20 protein-coding genes and 4 tRNA genes are annotated in these 16,268 nt (G+C 67.5%); 16 read left to right on the top strand and 8 right to left on the bottom strand.

Annotated elements, in window-relative coordinates; all coding sequences use genetic code 11:
- The first annotated feature begins 39 nt into the window (after positions 1-39).
- Complete coding sequence (locus AB0H76_RS21335; RefSeq protein ID WP_357326635.1) at positions 40-663, top strand: TetR/AcrR family transcriptional regulator C-terminal ligand-binding domain-containing protein; 624 nt, start codon at positions 40-42, stop codon at positions 661-663.
- A gap of 16 nt (positions 664-679) precedes the next feature.
- Here the strand turns inward: AB0H76_RS21335 and AB0H76_RS21330 are convergent, their stop codons facing one another.
- Both AB0H76_RS21330 and AB0H76_RS21325 read right to left on the bottom strand, forming a co-directional pair.
- Positions 680-1,822, bottom strand: coding sequence for a glycosyltransferase family 1 protein (locus AB0H76_RS21330; RefSeq protein ID WP_357326632.1), 1,143 nt, complete (start codon positions 1,820-1,822; stop codon positions 680-682).
- Positions 1,823-1,878: 56 nt separating this feature from the next.
- Positions 1,879-2,346 carry a MarR family winged helix-turn-helix transcriptional regulator gene (locus AB0H76_RS21325; protein WP_357326629.1) on the bottom strand — a complete coding sequence of 156 codons (468 nt, stop codon included), beginning with the start codon at positions 2,344-2,346 and terminating at the stop codon, positions 1,879-1,881.
- Positions 2,347-2,403: 57 nt separating this feature from the next.
- Here AB0H76_RS21325 and AB0H76_RS21320 point away from each other — a divergent pair, with 57 nt between their 5' ends.
- Entirely contained in the window at positions 2,404-2,769 is a 366-nt protein-coding gene (locus AB0H76_RS21320; RefSeq protein ID WP_357326626.1) for a cupin domain-containing protein, read from the top strand.
- Here the strand turns inward: AB0H76_RS21320 and AB0H76_RS21315 are convergent.
- Positions 2,747-3,214 (bottom strand): DUF3592 domain-containing protein, encoded by a 468-nt coding sequence (locus tag AB0H76_RS21315; protein WP_357326624.1) that lies wholly within the window; start codon positions 3,212-3,214, stop codon positions 2,747-2,749. The two genes, AB0H76_RS21320 and AB0H76_RS21315, sit on opposite strands and share 23 nt — an antisense overlap.
- Positions 3,215-3,253: 39 nt before the next feature.
- On the opposite strand from AB0H76_RS21315, the gene AB0H76_RS21310 reads away from it, so the two are divergent.
- Complete coding sequence (locus AB0H76_RS21310; protein ID WP_357326622.1) at positions 3,254-3,760, top strand: DUF2505 domain-containing protein; 507 nt, start codon at positions 3,254-3,256, stop codon at positions 3,758-3,760.
- Between the two features lie 69 nt (positions 3,761-3,829).
- Here AB0H76_RS21310 and AB0H76_RS21305 read toward each other — a convergent pair whose 3' ends face one another.
- Genes AB0H76_RS21305 through AB0H76_RS21295 form a run of 3 tightly spaced genes read right to left on the bottom strand, consistent with a single transcriptional unit; the run spans position 3,830 to position 6,019 of the window.
- Positions 3,830-4,288: a VOC family protein gene (locus tag AB0H76_RS21305; protein WP_357326619.1), complete on the bottom strand. Its 459-nt coding sequence runs from the start codon at positions 4,286-4,288 to the stop codon at positions 3,830-3,832.
- Positions 4,289-4,340: 52 nt separating this feature from the next.
- On the bottom strand, positions 4,341-4,760 hold the full coding sequence (locus AB0H76_RS21300; RefSeq protein ID WP_357326616.1) for an AraC family transcriptional regulator: 420 nt from the start codon (positions 4,758-4,760) through the stop codon (positions 4,341-4,343).
- Positions 4,760-6,019 (bottom strand): geranylgeranyl reductase family protein, encoded by a 1,260-nt coding sequence (locus AB0H76_RS21295; RefSeq protein ID WP_357326613.1) that lies wholly within the window; start codon positions 6,017-6,019, stop codon positions 4,760-4,762. Before AB0H76_RS21295 ends, AB0H76_RS21300 begins: the two co-directional genes overlap by 1 nt.
- A 203-nt stretch (positions 6,020-6,222) precedes the next feature.
- Here AB0H76_RS21295 and AB0H76_RS21290 point away from each other — a divergent pair, with 203 nt between their 5' ends.
- Both AB0H76_RS21290 and htpX read left to right on the top strand, forming a co-directional pair.
- A complete protein-coding gene (locus AB0H76_RS21290) occupies positions 6,223-7,245 on the top strand; it encodes a polyprenyl synthetase family protein (protein ID WP_357326610.1) in 1,023 nt (340 codons plus the stop codon).
- A 77-nt stretch (positions 7,246-7,322) separates the two neighbouring features.
- Complete coding sequence (gene htpX / locus AB0H76_RS21285) at positions 7,323-8,204, top strand: zinc metalloprotease HtpX (RefSeq protein ID WP_357326607.1); 882 nt, start codon at positions 7,323-7,325, stop codon at positions 8,202-8,204.
- Positions 8,205-8,233: 29 nt separating this feature from the next.
- Here htpX and AB0H76_RS21280 read toward each other — a convergent pair whose 3' ends face one another.
- Positions 8,234-8,725 (bottom strand): YajQ family cyclic di-GMP-binding protein, encoded by a 492-nt coding sequence (locus AB0H76_RS21280; RefSeq protein WP_357326604.1) that lies wholly within the window; start codon positions 8,723-8,725, stop codon positions 8,234-8,236.
- 200 nt (positions 8,726-8,925) lie between these two features.
- On the opposite strand from AB0H76_RS21280, the gene AB0H76_RS21275 reads away from it, so the two are divergent.
- The 11 genes from AB0H76_RS21275 (at position 8,926) to AB0H76_RS21225 (ending at position 14,516) form a co-directional block, all read left to right on the top strand.
- Positions 8,926-9,008 (top strand) — tRNA-Tyr (locus AB0H76_RS21275).
- Between the two features lie 208 nt (positions 9,009-9,216).
- Positions 9,217-9,289: transfer RNA gene (locus tag AB0H76_RS21270), tRNA-Thr, on the top strand.
- Between the two features lie 90 nt (positions 9,290-9,379).
- Positions 9,380-9,455, top strand: a tRNA-Met gene (locus AB0H76_RS21265).
- Positions 9,456-9,495: 40 nt separating this feature from the next.
- A complete protein-coding gene (gene rpmG, locus AB0H76_RS21260; RefSeq protein WP_194816085.1) occupies positions 9,496-9,666 on the top strand; it encodes a 50S ribosomal protein L33 in 171 nt (56 codons plus the stop codon).
- Between the two features lie 183 nt (positions 9,667-9,849).
- Positions 9,850-10,920 (top strand): fused (3R)-hydroxyacyl-ACP dehydratase subunits HadA/HadB, encoded by a 1,071-nt coding sequence (locus tag AB0H76_RS21255; protein WP_357326601.1) that lies wholly within the window; start codon positions 9,850-9,852, stop codon positions 10,918-10,920.
- A 171-nt stretch (positions 10,921-11,091) separates the two neighbouring features.
- Positions 11,092-11,164, top strand: a tRNA-Trp gene (locus AB0H76_RS21250).
- 31 nt (positions 11,165-11,195) lie between these two features.
- On the top strand, positions 11,196-11,576 hold the full coding sequence (gene secE / locus AB0H76_RS21245; RefSeq protein WP_357326598.1) for a preprotein translocase subunit SecE: 381 nt from the start codon (positions 11,196-11,198) through the stop codon (positions 11,574-11,576).
- Positions 11,577-11,682: 106 nt separating this feature from the next.
- Positions 11,683-12,456, top strand: coding sequence for a transcription termination/antitermination protein NusG (gene nusG / locus AB0H76_RS21240; RefSeq protein WP_357326596.1), 774 nt, complete (start codon positions 11,683-11,685; stop codon positions 12,454-12,456).
- Positions 12,457-12,643: 187 nt separating this feature from the next.
- Positions 12,644-13,078 (top strand): 50S ribosomal protein L11, encoded by a 435-nt coding sequence (gene rplK / locus AB0H76_RS21235; RefSeq protein ID WP_357326592.1) that lies wholly within the window; start codon positions 12,644-12,646, stop codon positions 13,076-13,078.
- 84 nt (positions 13,079-13,162) lie between these two features.
- Positions 13,163-13,879, top strand: coding sequence for a 50S ribosomal protein L1 (gene rplA / locus AB0H76_RS21230; protein WP_357326589.1), 717 nt, complete (start codon positions 13,163-13,165; stop codon positions 13,877-13,879).
- A 97-nt stretch (positions 13,880-13,976) separates the two neighbouring features.
- Positions 13,977-14,516 (top strand): NADPH-dependent FMN reductase, encoded by a 540-nt coding sequence (locus tag AB0H76_RS21225; protein ID WP_357326586.1) that lies wholly within the window; start codon positions 13,977-13,979, stop codon positions 14,514-14,516.
- A gap of 27 nt (positions 14,517-14,543) precedes the next feature.
- On the opposite strand, the gene AB0H76_RS21220 is transcribed toward AB0H76_RS21225, so the two are convergent.
- On the bottom strand, positions 14,544-16,160 hold the full coding sequence (locus tag AB0H76_RS21220; RefSeq protein WP_357326583.1) for an MFS transporter: 1,617 nt from the start codon (positions 16,158-16,160) through the stop codon (positions 14,544-14,546).
- Positions 16,161-16,268: the final 108 nt, after the last annotated feature.

Genomic DNA, 16,268 nt, shown 5'->3' with positions numbered 1-16,268 from the left:
TACACCTTCCGCGCCACAAATGGAACTGGAGACCCATTAATGCCTGCAGAGGACCTCACGCCGGGCTCGATTCGCCCAGGTGGCCGCACCGCCCGGGTCCGCGAAGCCGTCCTGCGCACCGCCGGCGATCTGCTCGCCGAGCGCGGCTTCGCGCACCTGGACCTGACCGAGGTCGCCGTGCGGGCCGAAGTCGGCAAGACCACCGTCTACCGGCGCTGGGGCAGCGTCCCCGGCCTGGTCGCCGACCTGCTCGACGACATGGCCGAGCAGTCCGTCGCCCGCGCCGACACCGGCACCCTGCTCGGCGATCTGACCGCCAATGCCCGCCTGGTGGCCGCCACCCTTACCGACCCTCGCCAGGGCCGCCTGTTCCGCGCCGTCATCGCCGCCGCCACCTGTGATGAGACCGCCGACGCCGCCCTGCGTCGCTTCTACGATGTCCGCCTCACCGAATGGTCACCCTGCGTGGCAGCCGCGATCGCCCGCGGCGAGGCCCCGCCCGGCACCGACCCCCGCGCCGTCCTGTCCGCGGTCTCCGCCCCGCTCTACTACCGCCTCCTCGCCAGCGGCGACCCGATCGACGAAGCCGCCGCCGACCAGTCCGCGCAAGCGGCTGTAAACGCCGTCACAGCAGGCATATTCGTCGCAGGCCGGACGCCCTAGCGTCCGATGCTCGACCTCACGCGGTGTGCGGCAGCTGGATTCGGGTTCCCGTGACCTCGGCGTAGTGGCCCATGAGTTCGGTGCAGACCGCGGGCCAGGTGCGATGCAGCACCGATTTCCGGGCGGCCCTGGCGAACCGGGTGCGGATGTCGGAGTCGCGCAGTGCGCCGACGGCACTCGGCAGGAGCTCGGTGAAGCGGTCGACGGGGAGCAGATAGCCGTTGCGACAGTGCGAGATCAGGTCGCGCGGGCCACCCGCGTCGGGACCGATGACCGGAGTGCCGGACGAGAGTGCCTCCTGGACGCCCTGGCAGAAGGTTTCGTGTTCACCCGCGTGGATCATGATGTCCAGCGTGGCGTAGGCCTCGGCGAGTTCGGTGCCGCCGAGTTCACCGGTGAAGATCGCGGTCGGCATCAGCGCCGCGAGCCGGGCTCGTTCCGGGCCGTCGCCGACGATCACCAGCTGGAGGGTGGGGTCGGCCGCGAGCACGGCCAGCCGTTCGACGTGCTTCTCGGGAGCCAGCCGGCCGACGAAGCCGACGAGTAACTTCTCGGCGCCGCCCAGCCATCGGGCGCGCAGGCCGGGGCGCTGGGCGTTCGGGTTGAAGCGGGCGATGTCGACGCCGCGGCCCCAGCGGTGGACGCGGGGGATGCCGTGCTGGGCAAGGTCTTCCGCGGCGGCCGTGGAGGGCGCCAAAGTGCGGGTGGCGCTTTCGTGCAGGCGGCGGGTCCAGGCCCAGGCCGCGCGGCTGGCCAGTCCGAGCCCGTAGCTCTTGGCGAACCCGGCGACATCGGTCTGGTAGACCGCGATCGTCGGCAGGTCCAGCCGCACCGCCGCGCCGAGGCCGCCCGCGCCGAGCAGGAACGGCGAGGCCAGGTGCACCACGTCGGCATCGAAGGCGCGGATGGCGGCGGTGATTCCGGGCTGGGGCAGGCCCACCGGCAGCGAGCTGATCTTCGGGACCATCATCGCGGGCACCCGGTGCACCGGGAACCGGCCGTGCGCGCGCGGGGCGGGCGCCGCCCCGCGCAGGGTGTCGGGCGCGATGATCAGCGCGTCGTGGCCGTGCTGGTCCAGATGGTCCAGCACGCGCAGGACTGAGTTCACGACGCCGTTCATGCTCGGCAGGAACGACTCCGCGACGATCGCAACTCGCACTCGCTCAGCGTGGCCCGCCGACGTGACACGTACGGAAAGTCCCGGCGAACGCGCTGCTAAACATGCGGTGCGCGCCACCGGGGGTCGGCCAGGTTCGCCGGGGTGGCGATGGTTTCCAGCAGTGCGCGCAGCGTGCGCACCGCCTCGGCCCCCTGCGTTTTCACGAGTTCGCGCTCGGTGTCGCGATGGAACCGCCGCGCCGCGGCGAGCGCGCGGTTGCCCTTGTCGCTCAGGTAGAGCAGCTTGGCGCGGCCGTCGCTCGGGTCGGGGCGGCGCTGCACGTACCCGCGCTTCTCCATCTCGTCGACCAGTTGCGCCGCGCCCTGCTTGGTGATCGTGAGCCGATCGGCCAGTTCACTGATGTTCATGGCGGCCCGGTCGAGATTGCGGAAGACGTAGCCGTAGGCGGGCCCGGCGTCGCCGAAGCCCTGTGCGGCCAGCGATTCGCGCATCTCGTGCACGAACTGCTGGTAGCCCAGGCCCAGCAGAATTCCCAAATCCAGGTCTTGCGCGGAACGAGTCATGCCGCCATGATAGACAAGTCAACTTGTTCAAGTTGACTTGTCTATTTGAGGAGACGCATGCACGTCATCAAAGCCGCCGACGCCCCGCAGTTCGAGCTACCGCACGCCCAGTTCAGCGGCATGGCCGCGCCGAGCCGCGGTTCCTCGCAGATCTGCACCTGGCGGCTCACCGTGCCGCCGAACCTGGAGGTCGGCGCCGCGCACGTCCTGGACCGCGACGAGGTCTTCATGGTGCTCTCGGGCCGGCTCGAGATCAGCGGTCAACTGCTCGGCGCGGGCGACGCGCTGGTCGTGCCCGCGGGCAGCCCGATCGCGGTCGGCAATCCGGGCGACGAACCGGCCGTCGCGCACATCGCGATCGCCGCGGGTTTCGCGGCCACCATGCCCGACGGCAGTTCGTTCACACCGCCGTGGGCGCGGTAGCCGGGCGTCGCATCCGCCGGATCACCCACAGGGCGGGCAGCGCCACGCCCCAGGTCACCACGATCACCGAGGCCGCGGGCAGCAGCGCGACCCGCGCGTCCCGCCCCGCGACCCGGACCAGATCGGGATCCTTGCGGCTGTATTCGACCTTGATCCGCTCGCCCGCGGTGAGGTTGGTCGGGTACAGCACGCCGACCTTGGGGTTGTGGTTCTTGCCGTCCGGCGTCACGTAACTGACCGCGGATCGCAACCGGCCCGCCGAGAGCACCTCGGCGGTGGTGGTGCCCTTGTCGGAGCTGATCAGATAGTCGTCGCGCCAGGCGGCGAGCACCAATAGGACCATCAGCACACTGATCACCGTCGCCGTGGCGAGCACGGCGGTACGCGTCCGCCGCAGGCGCACTACCTGCTCAACAGACCGATCAGACTGATTGGTTTCCGACACCAATCAAGCCTACTGAGACCCTGGATTACCGTGTGACACATGTCCCGAAAATTCAGCTTCACCGTGCCCTACAGCATCCCGGTAGAAGATCTTCACCGGGCACTCACCACCGATGACACCTGGCACGCCAGGTTCGCCGAAGCCACGACCGCGACCATCGAGCTCGCCCATCCCGACGGCCCGGGCACCATCCGCATCCAGATGACCGAAAAGGCCCGCGAGGACAAGATTCCCAGCCTCGTGACCAAGGTGCTGAAGAGCGAACTCAGCTTCACCCGCACCGACAACTGGGGCAGCCTCGACGGCGAGATCGCCCGCGGCACACTGGCGGTCGAGACCGTCGGCATCACCAGCGCGCTGACCGGCGTCTACGAATTGCGCCCGACCGCCGAGGGTTCGGAGATCGAGGTCGTCGGCACCGTCGATGTGAAGGTCGCGCTGGTCGGCGGCGCCATCGAGCCGCTGGCCGAGCAGCTGCTGCACCGGGTGCTCAACAGCGAGCGCGAGTTCATCCAGGGCTGGGTGGCCAGTCAGGCCACCACGTAATCGCTTACCGCTCCAAACAATTGACGCGCCGGGTGCTCAACGACGAGCCCCGGCGCCTTCCGTGCGCGCCTACTCCGGGCAGGCCTCGAAGTCGGTCAGCGAATTCGGGTCGAATTCCTTCGGCTCCACCAGCACCAGCCAGTTCCCGGAATTGTCCCGGATGACGGCCTCGGTGCCGTAGGGCCGCTCGGCCGGCGGCTGCACGAATTCCACGCCCTTGGCGGTCAGTTCCTCGAAGGTCTTCTGACAATCCGCGGTCTGCAGCCCGAGCGCGCCGTGGGTGCCGTTGGCCAGCGCCCGCCGGATCGCCTCGGCCAGATGGTCGTCCAGCGGCGGGCCCGGCACCATCAGGGTGACCTGGAGTTCGAGATGATCCGGCTGCGCCACCGTCACCCAGCGAAACCCGTTCTCGCCCATGGTGACGTCGCTGGTCTCGACGAAACCCAGCTTGTCCACGTACCACCGCTTGGCCTCGGTCTGATCGTTCACATATACCGTGACCAGCGAAACGTTCGTAATCGTTGTCATGCGACCAGGCTATGGCGGCGTCCCCGCCCGCCGCTTCTCCGAAATTGCGCGGCTACCGCTCGCCGGGCTTCCGATCGGAAAGACCGTGCATGAAGATGTAGCAGCCCGGAATGTGCGGGACGCCGCGGGCGGCGTATCGGGCCTGATACGCCGAGGGGCTGACCCCGACCAATTGCCGGAACTTGCCGCTGAACGACCCCAGGCTGCTGTAGCCGACCAGCATGCAGATCTCGGTCACGGTCAGGTTCGTCGAGCGCAGCAGATCCTGCGCCCGTTCGATCCGCCGCTCGGCCAGATACACCGCCGGGGTCTTGCCGTACACCGCGGCGAACGCCCGCAGGAAATGGAATTTGGAAATGCCCGCGGCGGCGGCCAATTCCTCCAGATTCAACGGCTCGGCGTAATTCCGGTCCGCGAGATCCCGCGCCTTCCGCAGGTGCGGCAGCAGATAGAGCGCGGGCAGGCCGGTCATCAGGCGAAGGGTGGCAACTCGTCGTAGCGCATGGAGGCCCGGCCGGCGGCCCGCCAGGCCCGGGCGGTGATATCCAGGTCCTCGTCGGTGACCAGGTTGCCCATCACCCGGACGGCGGTGCGCTGCAAATACTTCGACCGCATCACCGGCGGTCCGCCCAGCGGCACCATGCGCGGATGGGTGGCCAGCCCGGCGATGCGCCGCGCCACCGAGAAGGTGCGGCCGTAGCGGGCGCGCAGGAGTTCGGGCCAGACGCGAGTGAAATCGGGCTCGTCCAGCAGTTCGGAGAGCATGTGCCCGCCCTCGAGCCCGTAGTCGATGCCCTCGCCGTTGAGCGGGTTCACACAGCCCGCCGCGTCGCCGATGAGCACCCAGTTGCGCCCGGCGACCTGGGAGACCGCGCCGCCCATCGGCAGCAGCGCCGAAGCCACCGCGCGCAGTTCGCCTTCGAATCCCCACTCCTCGAAGCGCTGCGAGGTGTAGTGCTGCAGCAGGGGTTTGAGCGCGATGTGGGAGGGCCGCGCCTCGGTCGCCAGCGAACCGACGCCGATGTTCACCTCGCCGTTGCCGAGCGGGAACACCCAGCCGTAGCCGGGCACCAGATTGTTCTCGGCGTCGCGCAGCTCCAGATGCGAAGTGATCCACTGGTCGTCACTGCGCGCGGACTTGATGTAGGCCCGCGCCGCGGTGCCGTAGGCGTACTGCCGATGCCAGGTGCGGCCGAGTTTCTTGCCGATGGGGGAGCGCACGCCGTCGGCGACGACCAGCGTGTCGCAGGAGATCGAGCGGGTGCCCGCGGCGGTCTGCACCGTCACACCGGTGACCCGCTCGCCCGACCTCGTGACATCGATCACCTTGGTGCCGTCCAGCATCGCGGCGCCGGACTTCACCGCCGTCTCGCGCAGCTTGTCGTCGAGTTCGGTTCGGGGAACGGCACTTCCGTAGGTCGGGAAGGAACCGGACGGCCAGGGCAGCAGCGCCTCGCGACCGAAGCCGGTCATCCGCAGGCCGTGGTTGACGGTGTGCGCGCGCAGCCAGTCGCCGAGCCCGAGGTGCTCGAGTTCCTTGGTCGCGCGCGGGGTCAGCCCGTCGCCGCAGGTCTTGTCCCTGGGGAACACGGCGGAATCGAGGAGCAGCACATCGCGCCCGGCGCGCGCCGCCCAGGCGGCCGAGGCCGAACCCGCCGGGCCCGCGCCGACGACCAGCACTTCGGTCCTGGCGGGCGCTTGGCCCGAGGGGTTGAGATCCGGTGAACCCATGCGCTCAATACTTGCAGGGCGCCGATGTTCGTGTCGACGCGGTGTGCCCGCGAACACCCGCGATCCGGCGCGGCCCAACCGGGTCCCGGGCTCGCGATATGGAAGGCTGATCCGTGCACCACATAGTGACGGTGTTCATGGGCCGCGTGATCGGTACACGCTAGGTTCGTAACGTGGGGTCGGACGCATCGCTGGGAGAAGAAATGAGCACATCGGCTGTGGATGAGCAGAATACGGTGGTGGCCGGGGTCGACCTGGGCGACCGCGAGCTCGCGAGCACTGTGCGCAACGGCCTGGAGCAGGTCGAGAAACTCCTCATCGACGAGCTGTCCGACGGCGAGGACTTCCTGCAGGAAGCCGCGCTGCACCTGGCCAAGGCCGGCGGCAAGCGCTTCCGCCCGCTGTTCACCATCCTCACCGGCCAGCTGGGCCCGAACCCGGCCGATCCCGCCCTGATCACCGCGGGCACCGTCGTCGAGCTCGTGCACCTGGCCACCCTGTACCACGACGACGTGATGGACGAGGCCCCGATGCGCCGCGGCGCCGCGAGCGTTAATTCGCGCTGGGGCAACAGCATCGCGATCCTGGCCGGCGACTACCTGTTCGCGCACGCTTCCCGCCTGACCTCCACCCTGGGCCCGGACGCGGTGCGCATCATCGCCGAGACCTTCGCCGAACTGGTCACCGGCCAGATGCGGGAAACCATGGGCGCCCGGGAATCCCAGGATCCGATCGAGCACTACCTGCGCGTGGTCTGGGAGAAGACGGGCTCGCTGATCGCCGCGTCGGGCCGCTTCGGCGGCACCTTCTCCGGCGCCGACACCGATCACGTCGAACGCCTGGCCCGGCTCGGTGACGCGGTCGGCACCGCCTTCCAGATCTCCGACGACATCATCGACATCTCCTCGGCGGCCGAGCAGTCCGGCAAGACGCCGGGCACCGATCTGCGCGAGGGTGTGCACACCCTGCCGGTGCTGTACGCGCTGCGCGAGGAGGGCGCCGACGGCGACCGCCTGCGGGCGCTACTGGCCCGCCCCCTGGAGACCGACGCCGAGGTCGACGAGGCCCTGGAACTGCTCGGGCGTTCCCGCGGCATGGCCCTGGCCAAGGAGAAGCTGCAGGGCTATGCCGACATCGCGTACGCGGAATTGTCCGCGCTGCCCGCCGGCCCCGCCAACGACGCGCTCGAGCATCTGGTCCGCTACACCATCGAGCGGGTCGGCTAGCCGGAACTTGCTCGGCGGCTCCCGCGTTTGAACTGCGTAAGGCAGCAAACGGACCGGGGGAGTTGCGAGGGAGCTCTATGCACGGGCGTGGGTATGCGAACGGTTTGAAGACCTTCGGGCTCATGGTGGGTCTGTCGGCGCTGATCGTGTTCGCCGGGGCCATGTTCCGCAGTCCGACGATCTTGATCCTGTCGATCGTCCTGGCCGTCGGCATGAACGGCTACGCCTACTTCAACAGCGACAAACTGGCGCTGAAGGCGATGCACGCCCAGCCGGTGAGCGAGCTGGAAGCGCCGGTGATGTACGGCATCGTGCGCGAGCTCGCGACGGCCGCGCGCCAGCCGATGCCGCGGCTCTACATCTCCCCGACGAACGCGCCCAACGCCTTCGCCACGGGGCGCAGTCCACGCCACGCCGCGGTCTGCTGCACCAGCGGCATCCTGCAGATCCTGGACGAGCGCGAGTTGCGGGCGGTGCTCGGGCACGAGCTGTCCCACGTCTACAACCGCGACATCCTGATCTCCTCGATCGCGGGCGCGCTGGCCGCGGTCATCTCCGGTCTGGCGAACCTGGCCTTCTTCGCGTCGATGTTCGGCGGGAACCGCGACAACGGCGGCCCCAACATCCTCGGTGTGCTTTTGGTCTCACTTCTCGGGCCGATCGCGGCGACGCTGGTGCGGCTGGCCGTCTCGCGGTCCCGGGAGTTCCAGGCCGATCAGTCCGGCGCCGAATTGACCGGCGATCCGCTGGCGCTGGCGGCCGCGCTGCGCAAGCTGGAGCGCGGGGTCCAGGCCGCGCCGCTGCCGCCGGAACCGCAGCTGACCAGCCAGTCGCACCTGATGATCGCCAACCCGTTCCGCGCCGGTGAGCGGGCCGCGCGCTGGTTCTCCACGCATCCGCCGATGGCCGAGCGCATCGCCCGCCTCGAAGAGTTGGCGGGCGGCCCGCGAGATCACTGAGATCGCGGGCCGCCCAACCGTTTTCGGCGCTATCGATAGTTGACGAACTGCAGTGCGATCCCGAAATCCTCGCCCTTGAGCAACGCGATGATCGCCTGCAGATCGTCGCGCTTCTTGCTGCTGACTCGTAGTTCCTCGCCCTGGATCTGCGCCTTGACGCCCTTGGGGCCCTCGTCGCGGATCTTCTTGGAGATTTTCTTGGCGTGCTCGGTATCGATGCCCTGCACGAGCGTGCCGGTGATCTTGTAGGTCTTGCCGGAGGCCTGCGGTTCGCCGGCGTCGAACGCCTTGAGCGAGATGTCGCGGCGGATCAGCTTCTCCTTGAAGACGTCCAGGGCGGCCTGCACGCGCTCTTCCGCCTCGGCGGTCAGCACGATGTTGTCCTCGCCGGACCACTCGATGGTGGCGCCGGTGCCACGGAAGTCGTAGCGGGTGTTCAGCTCCTTCTCCGCCTGATGCAGGGCGTTGTCGACCTCCTGCCGGTCGACCTTGCTGACGACATCGAAAGACGAATCGGCCACACTGCGCTCCTGTTCCTGACGGTACTTCCGGACATGCTTAGTTCTACCCGGAAGCACGACGGTAGTCCCGCCGCGGCGCGGCGAGAGCGGATGGGTGCGGGGGAGATAGCACGCCAGAGCCTCGCTAAACCTGCGTTGTGCAGCCGGTTTGCATTGTGGGTGCAGGTTCGATGTATTCTTTCCACCGCGCCTAGCGTGATGGCAGATTGCCCGAGCGGCCAATGGGAGCAGACTGTAAATCTGTCGGTGAAAGCCTACGTAGGTTCGAATCCTACATCTGCCACCGAAAACCCCCGTCGATCTTGATGATCGGCGGGGGTTTCTTGGTTCCCGGGGCCGGTGCCGCCCGCGGGTCTCGTCCGGCGTCGGCAACACGCCTCGGAAAACAGCCCTGACCTCACGATTTGGAGGTGCGACCGGGGAGTGTGTAATCTCGTTCAAGACTTCGCCGCGCCGAGTCAGTCAGTACGACCCGGAGCGAAAGTAGTCATGCCCCCTTAGCTCAGTCGGTAGAGCGTTTCCATGGTAAGGAAAAGGTCAACGGTTCGATTCCGTTAGGGGGCTCGCCGGATTGCCGGTGGTGACCGACTCGGCATCGCTACGTGCCCCACAGCGTGGGGCCGGGTGCGAACACCAAATGGCAATGCGCACCGTGGCGGTGTAGCTCAGCTGGTAGAGCAAACGACTCATAATCGTTGTGTCGCCGGTTCAAGTCCGGCCATCGCTACCAATAAACCAGACCGCTAGGTTGAAGCGAAAGAAGGAAAGTCGTGGCCGCGAAGTCCACCGATGTCCGGCCGAAGATCACCTTGGCCTGCGAAGAGTGCAAGCATCGCAACTACATCACCAAGAAGAACCGGCGCAACGACCCGGATCGCTTGGAGATCAAGAAGTACTGCCCGAACTGCAACGTTCACCGGGCCCACAAGGAATCCCGCTAGTTCCGGGATGACATACCGCTAGAGCTGCTCGAGGCCGGACGAGAGTCCGGCCTTAGCGCTATCCAGGGCAAGAACGATATACGGACACAGCCGCCATTTCGCGGTCACGCCGGGATCCCTTGTAAGTCGGCGTGATTGCTCCGCCGACTCCGGGCTGCGGGGTCAGATAGGTACAGTCCTCCCGTGACAATCAACACCACCGGTACAGAAGAAGTCCAGGCCAGCGTTGAGTTCGACGCCGCCGCGCACGCGGCGGCCATGGTCGGTCACCACTACCGCGTCGACGACTACTACGAGGTCGGCCGCGAGAAGGTCCGCGAATACGCCCGCGCCGTGCAGGACTACCACCCGGTGCACTGGGAAGAGGACACCGCGCACGAATTCGGTTACGAGGGCCTGGTCGCGCCGCTCACGTTCATCTCCCTGGTCGGCATTCTGGCCCAGCGCAAGCTGTTCGAGCAGATTGTCACCGGCTACGACCTGAGCCAGATCATGCAGACCGATCAGATCCTGGAATTCCACCGCCCCATCAAGGTGGGCGACCAGCTGACCTGCGATGTCTACCTGCACTCGTTCCGGCAGGCCTTCGGCGGCGACATCATCGTCACCAAGAACGTCGTCACGGACCAGCACGACGAGCTGGTGCTGACCACCTACACCACGCTGATCGGCCGCAGCGGTGGCGACATCGACCCGAATCTGCAGGGCGCCGTGCGTGGCGTGCTGATGCACGGTGTCGGCGACGGCGAGATGCCCGACCATCGCCCGCGCTCGCTGGCCGTCGACGGGTCCGTCGCCCCGGCCCGGGCGCCCCGGATCGAGCCCAGCAAGCACGCGCTGCGCTTCGAGGACATCGCGGCCGGCGACGAGCTGCCCGCCCGCGTCGTCCGGCTCACCCGCGGCGACCTGGTCAACTACGCCGGCGTCTCCGGCGACGCGAACCCGATCCACTGGAGCGACGAGGTCGTCAAGCTCGTCGGCCTGGAGAACGTGGTTGCGCACGGCATGCTCACCATGGGCCTCGGCGGCGGTTTCGTCACCTCCTGGCTCGGCGACCCGGGCGCGGTCAAGGAATACAACGTGCGCTTCACCAGCCCCGTCTACGTCGGCACCGAGGACGCGGCCGCGATCGAATACACCGGCAAGGTGAAGTCGGTCGATCCGGAGACCCGCACCGCGGTGATCGCGATGGTCGCGAAGTCGGCCGGGCGCAAGATCTTCGGCCGCGCCACGGCCACGGTGCAACTGGCCTGAGTCGGCCGATGACCCCGGATTGGTAATTGGCGCGGGCGGTAACGTAGACTCGTGCTCCGGGGTCATCAGCCGCTGCGCGCTGCTCTCGAGCAGCGCGTGTGTCATGTGACGCCGCAGAAGATATAACTGAATACAAGAAAGCGGTTGGATGCTTCACCACGGTCCGACCAAAGGGGCGTAGCTCAACTGGCAGAGCAGCGGTCTCCAAAACCGCAGGTTGCAGGTTCAAGTCCTGTCGCCCCTGCCCTGAATGCCAGCGACGAGAGAGGATCGACGTGGTCGACGAGCGGGATACTCGCCACGGCGCGGCCGACGATGGCGATGACACCGCCGCGGTGGCACGTCCGAGCGGTAAGCGGTCCGCGCGCCGGACTCGCGGTTCCGCTCCGGCGGATACCGGGTCGGTCGCCACGATCGATCGTCCGTCGCAGAAGAAGGCAGACAAGACCAAGAGCGAAGGACGGGGCAATCCGTTCAAGCGCCTGAGCAAGTTCCTGCGCGAGGTTATCGCGGAACTGCGCAAGGTGATCTGGCCCAACCGGAAGCAGATGGTCACCTACACCACCGTTGTGCTGGTGTTCGTGATCTTCATGGTGGCGTTCATCAGTGGGTTGGACGTGGCGTTCATCAAGGGTGTCAACTGGCTGTTCGGCTAGCCTGAGACTCCGGTGCCGGCGCCACGAGGCCAGGTCACCCGTAAGGGTCGGGCCGGATTTCCGGTAGGCAGACGATGTACGTGACGACACAGGAAGTGAGTGCCCAGTGAGCACCCCGGAGAACGACACAAACGACGAGTTCCCGGTCGACGACGCGGTGGAAGCCGCCGAGACCGCCGGGGAATCCGCTGCTGTCGACGAAGCCGAGGCTGCTCCGGCCGAGCCCATCGACGAGACCCCGATCGATGCCGAGCCGGCCGATCCGGTCGCCGAGATGACGGCCGCGCTGCGCCGCGCTCCGGGTGACTGGTACGTCATCCACTCCTACGCCGGTTACGAGAACAAGGTGAAGGCCAACCTCGAGACCCGCGTGCAGAACCTGGACCTCGAGGAGTACATCTTCCAGGTCGAGGTGCCGACCGAAGAGGTCACCGAGATCAAGAACGGCCAGCGCAAGCACGTCAACCGCAAGGTGCTGCCCGGCTACATCCTGGTCCGGATGGAACTCAACGACGAATCCTGGGGCGCGGTCCGCAACACCCCGGGTGTCACCGGTTTCGTCGGCGCCACCTCGCGCCCGTCGCCGCTGACCATCGCCGATGTGGTGAAGTTCCTGGTTCCGGCCGCACAGCAGCAGAAGAAGCCCACCGCCTCCGAAGGCGGCGGCGCTTCGGACGCCACCGGCGTGGCCCCCAAGCCGACCATCGAGGTCGACTTCGAGGTCGGCGAGTCGGTCACCGTCATGGACGGCCCGTTCGCCACGCTGCCCGCCAGCATCTCCGAGGTCAACGCCGAGCAGCAGAAACTCAAGGTGCTGGTCTCGATCTTCGGCCGCGAAACCCCGGTCGAGCTGGCGTTCACCCAGGTCGCCAAGATCTAGAGCTTCCATCGGCCCGGCGCGAGCCGGGCCTTTGGTGTTTGACGGGGCCGCCCGGTTGTCGAGGTGCCGGTCCCGGTAAGGTATATGGGTTCGTGCGTGGATCCCCGAGGAGTGTCATCCGGGATTCGGCCGCGCCCGCCAAAGGCTTACGGCAACCGTAAGGAACCGAAAAAACCAAGGAAGAAAGATGCCCCCCAAGAAGAAGAAGCTCGCCGGGCTCATCAAGCTGCAGATCGAGGCCGGTAAGGCGAATCCGGCTCCGCCGGTCGGCCCCGCGCTCGGTCAGCACGGCGTCAACATCATGGAGTTCTGCAAGGCGTACAACGCCGCCACGCAGGCCCAGCTCGGCAACGTCATCCCGGTCGAGATCTCGGTGTACGAAGATCGCTCGTTCGACTTCAAGCTGAAGACCCCGCCCGCCGCCCGGCTGCTGCTCAAGGCCGCCGGTGTGCAGAAGGGTTCGGCCGAGCCGCACAAGACCAAGGTCGCGAAGATCACCATGGACCAGGTCCGTGAGATCGCCAAGACCAAGCAGGAAGATCTGAACGCCAACGACATCGACCAGGCCGCGAAGATCATCGCCGGCACCGCGCGGTCGATGGGCATCACGATCGAAGGCTGAGTTCCGCAGCGAACTCGCTTCCCGTGTGGGAGGGCCGGCCAGGCCCGGAAACCACATCTGAACTAGAAACAAGGACAGAAAATCATGGCAAAACGAAGCAAGGCGTATCTCGCCGCGGCCGAGAAGGTCGATCGCGACAAGCTGTACTCCCCGCTGGCCGCCACGCGGCTGGCCAAGGAGACCGCCACCACCAAGACCGACGCGACCGTCGAGGTCGCCGTGCGTCTCGGTGTCGATCCCCGCAAGGCCGACCAGATGGTCCGCGGCACCGTCAACCTGCCGCACGGCACCGGTAAGACCGCTCGCGTCATCGTGTTCGCGGTGGGCGACAAGGCCGCCGAGGCCGAGGCCGCCGGTGCGGACGCCGTCGGCGCCGAGGACCTGATCGAGCGGATCCAGGGCGGCTGGCTGGACTTCGACGCCGCGATCGCCACCCCGGATCAGATGGCCAAGGTCGGCCGCATCGCGCGTGTCCTGGGCCCGCGCGGCCTGATGCCGAACCCGAAGACGGGCACGGTCACCCCCGATGTGACCAAGGCCGTCAACGACATCAAGGGCGGCAAGATCAACTTCCGCGTCGACAAGCAGGCCAACCTGCACTTCGTCATCGGCAAGGCGTCCTTCGACGACGCCAAGCTGGTGGAGAACTACGGCGCCGCGCTGGAGGAGATCCTGCGTGTGAAGCCGTCGACCGCCAAGGGTCGCTACGTCAAGAAGATCACGGTTTCGACGAACACCGGACCGGGCATCCCGGTGGACCCGAACCGCACCCGCAACCTCCTCGAAGAGGATGCGCAGTAGCACCCGGCATTGACGCCTGAAGGGCGGGAACGCGAATCGCGTTCCCGCCCTTCGCCGTTCCGGGACTAATCGGCGGCCACCAGGAGTTGGTCCTGAGGTGACGGTCGTTCTGCTGATCTCCGGAAGCACCCGTGCTGCCTCGACCAACTCCGCCGCGCTGCGCACCGCGCAGGCGCTGGCCCCGGCGGGCATCGAAACCACCTGGTACGACGGCCTGGCCGAGCTGCCCGCGTTCAGCCCGGACGACGACGGCACCGGCCACCCCGCGGTCCTGGCGCTGCGAGAACAGCTTTCGCGGGCCGACGCGGTGCTGCTGTGCACCCCCGAATACGCGGGGACGCTGCCGGGCAGCTTCAAGAACCTGCTGGACTGGACCGTCGGGAACGCCGATCTGCACGAGAAGCCCACGGCGTGGATCACTGTCGCGGTCCCGGGGCGCGGTGACGGCGCGGTGGCCACCCTGAGCACCGTCCTCGGTTATGTCGGCGCCGAGGTCGACCCGGGGAACTGTCCGCGATTGCCGGTGCTGCGCGAGGATGTGGGTCCCGACGGGCTGGTCGCCGGCCCGGAATTCCGTGCCGGTGTCGTGCGCGTGCTGCGTGGTCTGGCCGCGCAGGCGGCGAAGACCCCGGCCTGAACTGCGGCCGGGGTTCGAGCGAAGCCGTCAGTCGCCGGACTCGGCGTCCGCGGATTTCCGCCAGCCGAGCAGGACCGATTCGCCCTCCTGCACGCCCCACGGCAGGAAGATCGCGACGATCACCGCGCAGCCGACCACCGCGGCGGCGGCGACCAGCGAGGCGGCGTGTGAGCCCTCCAGCGCCGCGGATTTCATTGCGGTGATGAGGTTTTCGCGTTGTCCCTCCAGGAAGGACGGGAGTTGCTGCTTGCGGATCTCCAGCACGCTGAGCGGGCTGGCCTGGACCAGGCTCTTCTGGTCCTCGGTCATCAGCGTGCTCGGCACCTTCGCGACCAGCGGTTCGACCCGGGTCGTGTAGTAGGAGGCCACAATCGAGCCGAGGACCGCGACACCCAGGGTGCCGCCGATCTCGCGGGTGGTGTCGTTGACCGCGGAGCCCGCGCCCGCCTCGTTCAAAGGCAGTGCGCCCATGATGGATTCGGTAGCTGGTCCCTGGACGATGGCCAGGCCTAGGGCCATCGAGACCATCGAGGGCAGGACGTCGGTGAGGTAGGCGCTGTCCACGGTGACCTGGCCGCCGAGGTAGAGGCCCAACCCGGTGAGCAGCAGACCGAAGACGATGACCGGGGTGGTGCCGAGCCGCTGTGCGAGCAGGGTGGCGACCGGTGCGCCGATGGCCACCGAGAACGCGAACGGCAGTGAGGCGATGCCGAATTCGAGCGGGGTGTATTCCCGGACGCCCTGGAAGTACTGGGTAATGAGGAACAGGAACCCGAACATCGAGAAGTAGCCGACCGCGATGGCCAGCGCGGGCATCGAGAAACGGCGATTGCGGAACAGTCGCATGTCGAGAATCGGTGCGGCGGTGCGCAATTCCCAGGCGATGAAGGCGGCCGAGAGCGCGGCGCCGAGGGCGGCGGTGCCCAGCGTGGTGAGCGAGAGCCAGCCGTTGTGCGGCGCCTCGATGATCGCCCAGACCACCAGCGTGATGCCCGCGATGGACAGCGCGATGCCCGGCAGGTCGAGCTTGCCGACGTGCGCCGAGCGCGATTCCGGCACCCACAACCAGGTGGCGGCCACGGCGATCAGCGCCACCGGCACATTGATCCAGAACACCGAGTGCCAGGAGAAGTGCTCGAGCAGCCAGCCGCCGGAGATCGGGCCGATGGCGATGGCGAAGCCGGCCATCGCGGTCCAGGCGGCGATGGCCAGGGCGCGCTCGCGGCGGTCGGTGAAGATATTGATGATCAGGGCCAGGGTGGCGGGGAAGACGGCGGCGGCGAAGATGCCCATGGCGGCGCGCGAGGCGATGACCGCGCCCATCGAGGTGGACAGCGCGCCCGCGACGGACATGGCGGCGACGCCGATCAGCCCGAGCATCATCATCCGTTTGCGGCCGTAGCGGTCGCCGAGGTTGCCGAAGGCCAGCAGCAGGCCGGCGAAGGTCAGGGTGAACGCGTCGACGACCCATTGCAGGCCGCTGACGCCGGTGCGCAGTTCGACGCCGATGGAGGGCAGGGCCACGTTGACGATGGTGTTGTCGAGGACGACCAGCAGTTCGGCCAGGCAGATGACGGCCAGGGCGGTGAAGCGCTGAATCGGCCGGTCCAGCAGCGGTGGTGGATCGACTATGGAGGTTGCCATAGTTCTGCAGCTAAGCAGTATCTGTCACCGGAAGTAACACCTGTATGCCGCGACTTCGGCCACATTAGGCACTCGAATGTGGGCTGTCTCACAACTATGCGATCGCGC

The organism is Nocardia sp. NPDC050712, assembly GCF_040654295.1.
Classification (GTDB): Bacteria; Actinomycetota; Actinomycetes; order Mycobacteriales; family Mycobacteriaceae; genus Nocardia.
The sequence above is the reverse complement of the archived record's forward strand: the minus strand, read 5'-3'. Positions and strand labels throughout refer to the sequence as shown.

What these genes read in the sequence shown, in the direction of transcription:
- AB0H76_RS21335 (WP_357326635.1), top strand. Translation starts at nt 40, where the DNA reads ATGCCTGCAGAGGACCTCACGCCGGGCTCGATTCGCCCAGGTGGCCGC.
- AB0H76_RS21325 (WP_357326629.1), bottom strand. Translation starts at nt 2,346, where the DNA reads ATGACTCGTTCCGCGCAAGACCTGGATTTGGGAATTCTGCTGGGCCTG.
- AB0H76_RS21320 (WP_357326626.1), top strand. Translation starts at nt 2,404, where the DNA reads ATGCACGTCATCAAAGCCGCCGACGCCCCGCAGTTCGAGCTACCGCAC.
- AB0H76_RS21310 (WP_357326622.1), top strand. Translation starts at nt 3,254, where the DNA reads ATGTCCCGAAAATTCAGCTTCACCGTGCCCTACAGCATCCCGGTAGAA.
- AB0H76_RS21305 (WP_357326619.1), bottom strand. Translation starts at nt 4,288, where the DNA reads ATGACAACGATTACGAACGTTTCGCTGGTCACGGTATATGTGAACGAT.
- AB0H76_RS21300 (WP_357326616.1), bottom strand. Translation starts at nt 4,760, where the DNA reads ATGACCGGCCTGCCCGCGCTCTATCTGCTGCCGCACCTGCGGAAGGCG.
- AB0H76_RS21295 (WP_357326613.1), bottom strand. Translation starts at nt 6,019, where the DNA reads ATGGGTTCACCGGATCTCAACCCCTCGGGCCAAGCGCCCGCCAGGACC.
- AB0H76_RS21290 (WP_357326610.1), top strand. Translation starts at nt 6,223, where the DNA reads ATGAGCACATCGGCTGTGGATGAGCAGAATACGGTGGTGGCCGGGGTC.
- htpX (WP_357326607.1), top strand. Translation starts at nt 7,323, where the DNA reads ATGCACGGGCGTGGGTATGCGAACGGTTTGAAGACCTTCGGGCTCATG.
- rplK (WP_357326592.1), top strand. Translation starts at nt 12,644, where the DNA reads ATGCCCCCCAAGAAGAAGAAGCTCGCCGGGCTCATCAAGCTGCAGATC.
- rplA (WP_357326589.1), top strand. Translation starts at nt 13,163, where the DNA reads ATGGCAAAACGAAGCAAGGCGTATCTCGCCGCGGCCGAGAAGGTCGAT.
- AB0H76_RS21220 (WP_357326583.1), bottom strand. Translation starts at nt 16,160, where the DNA reads ATGGCAACCTCCATAGTCGATCCACCACCGCTGCTGGACCGGCCGATT.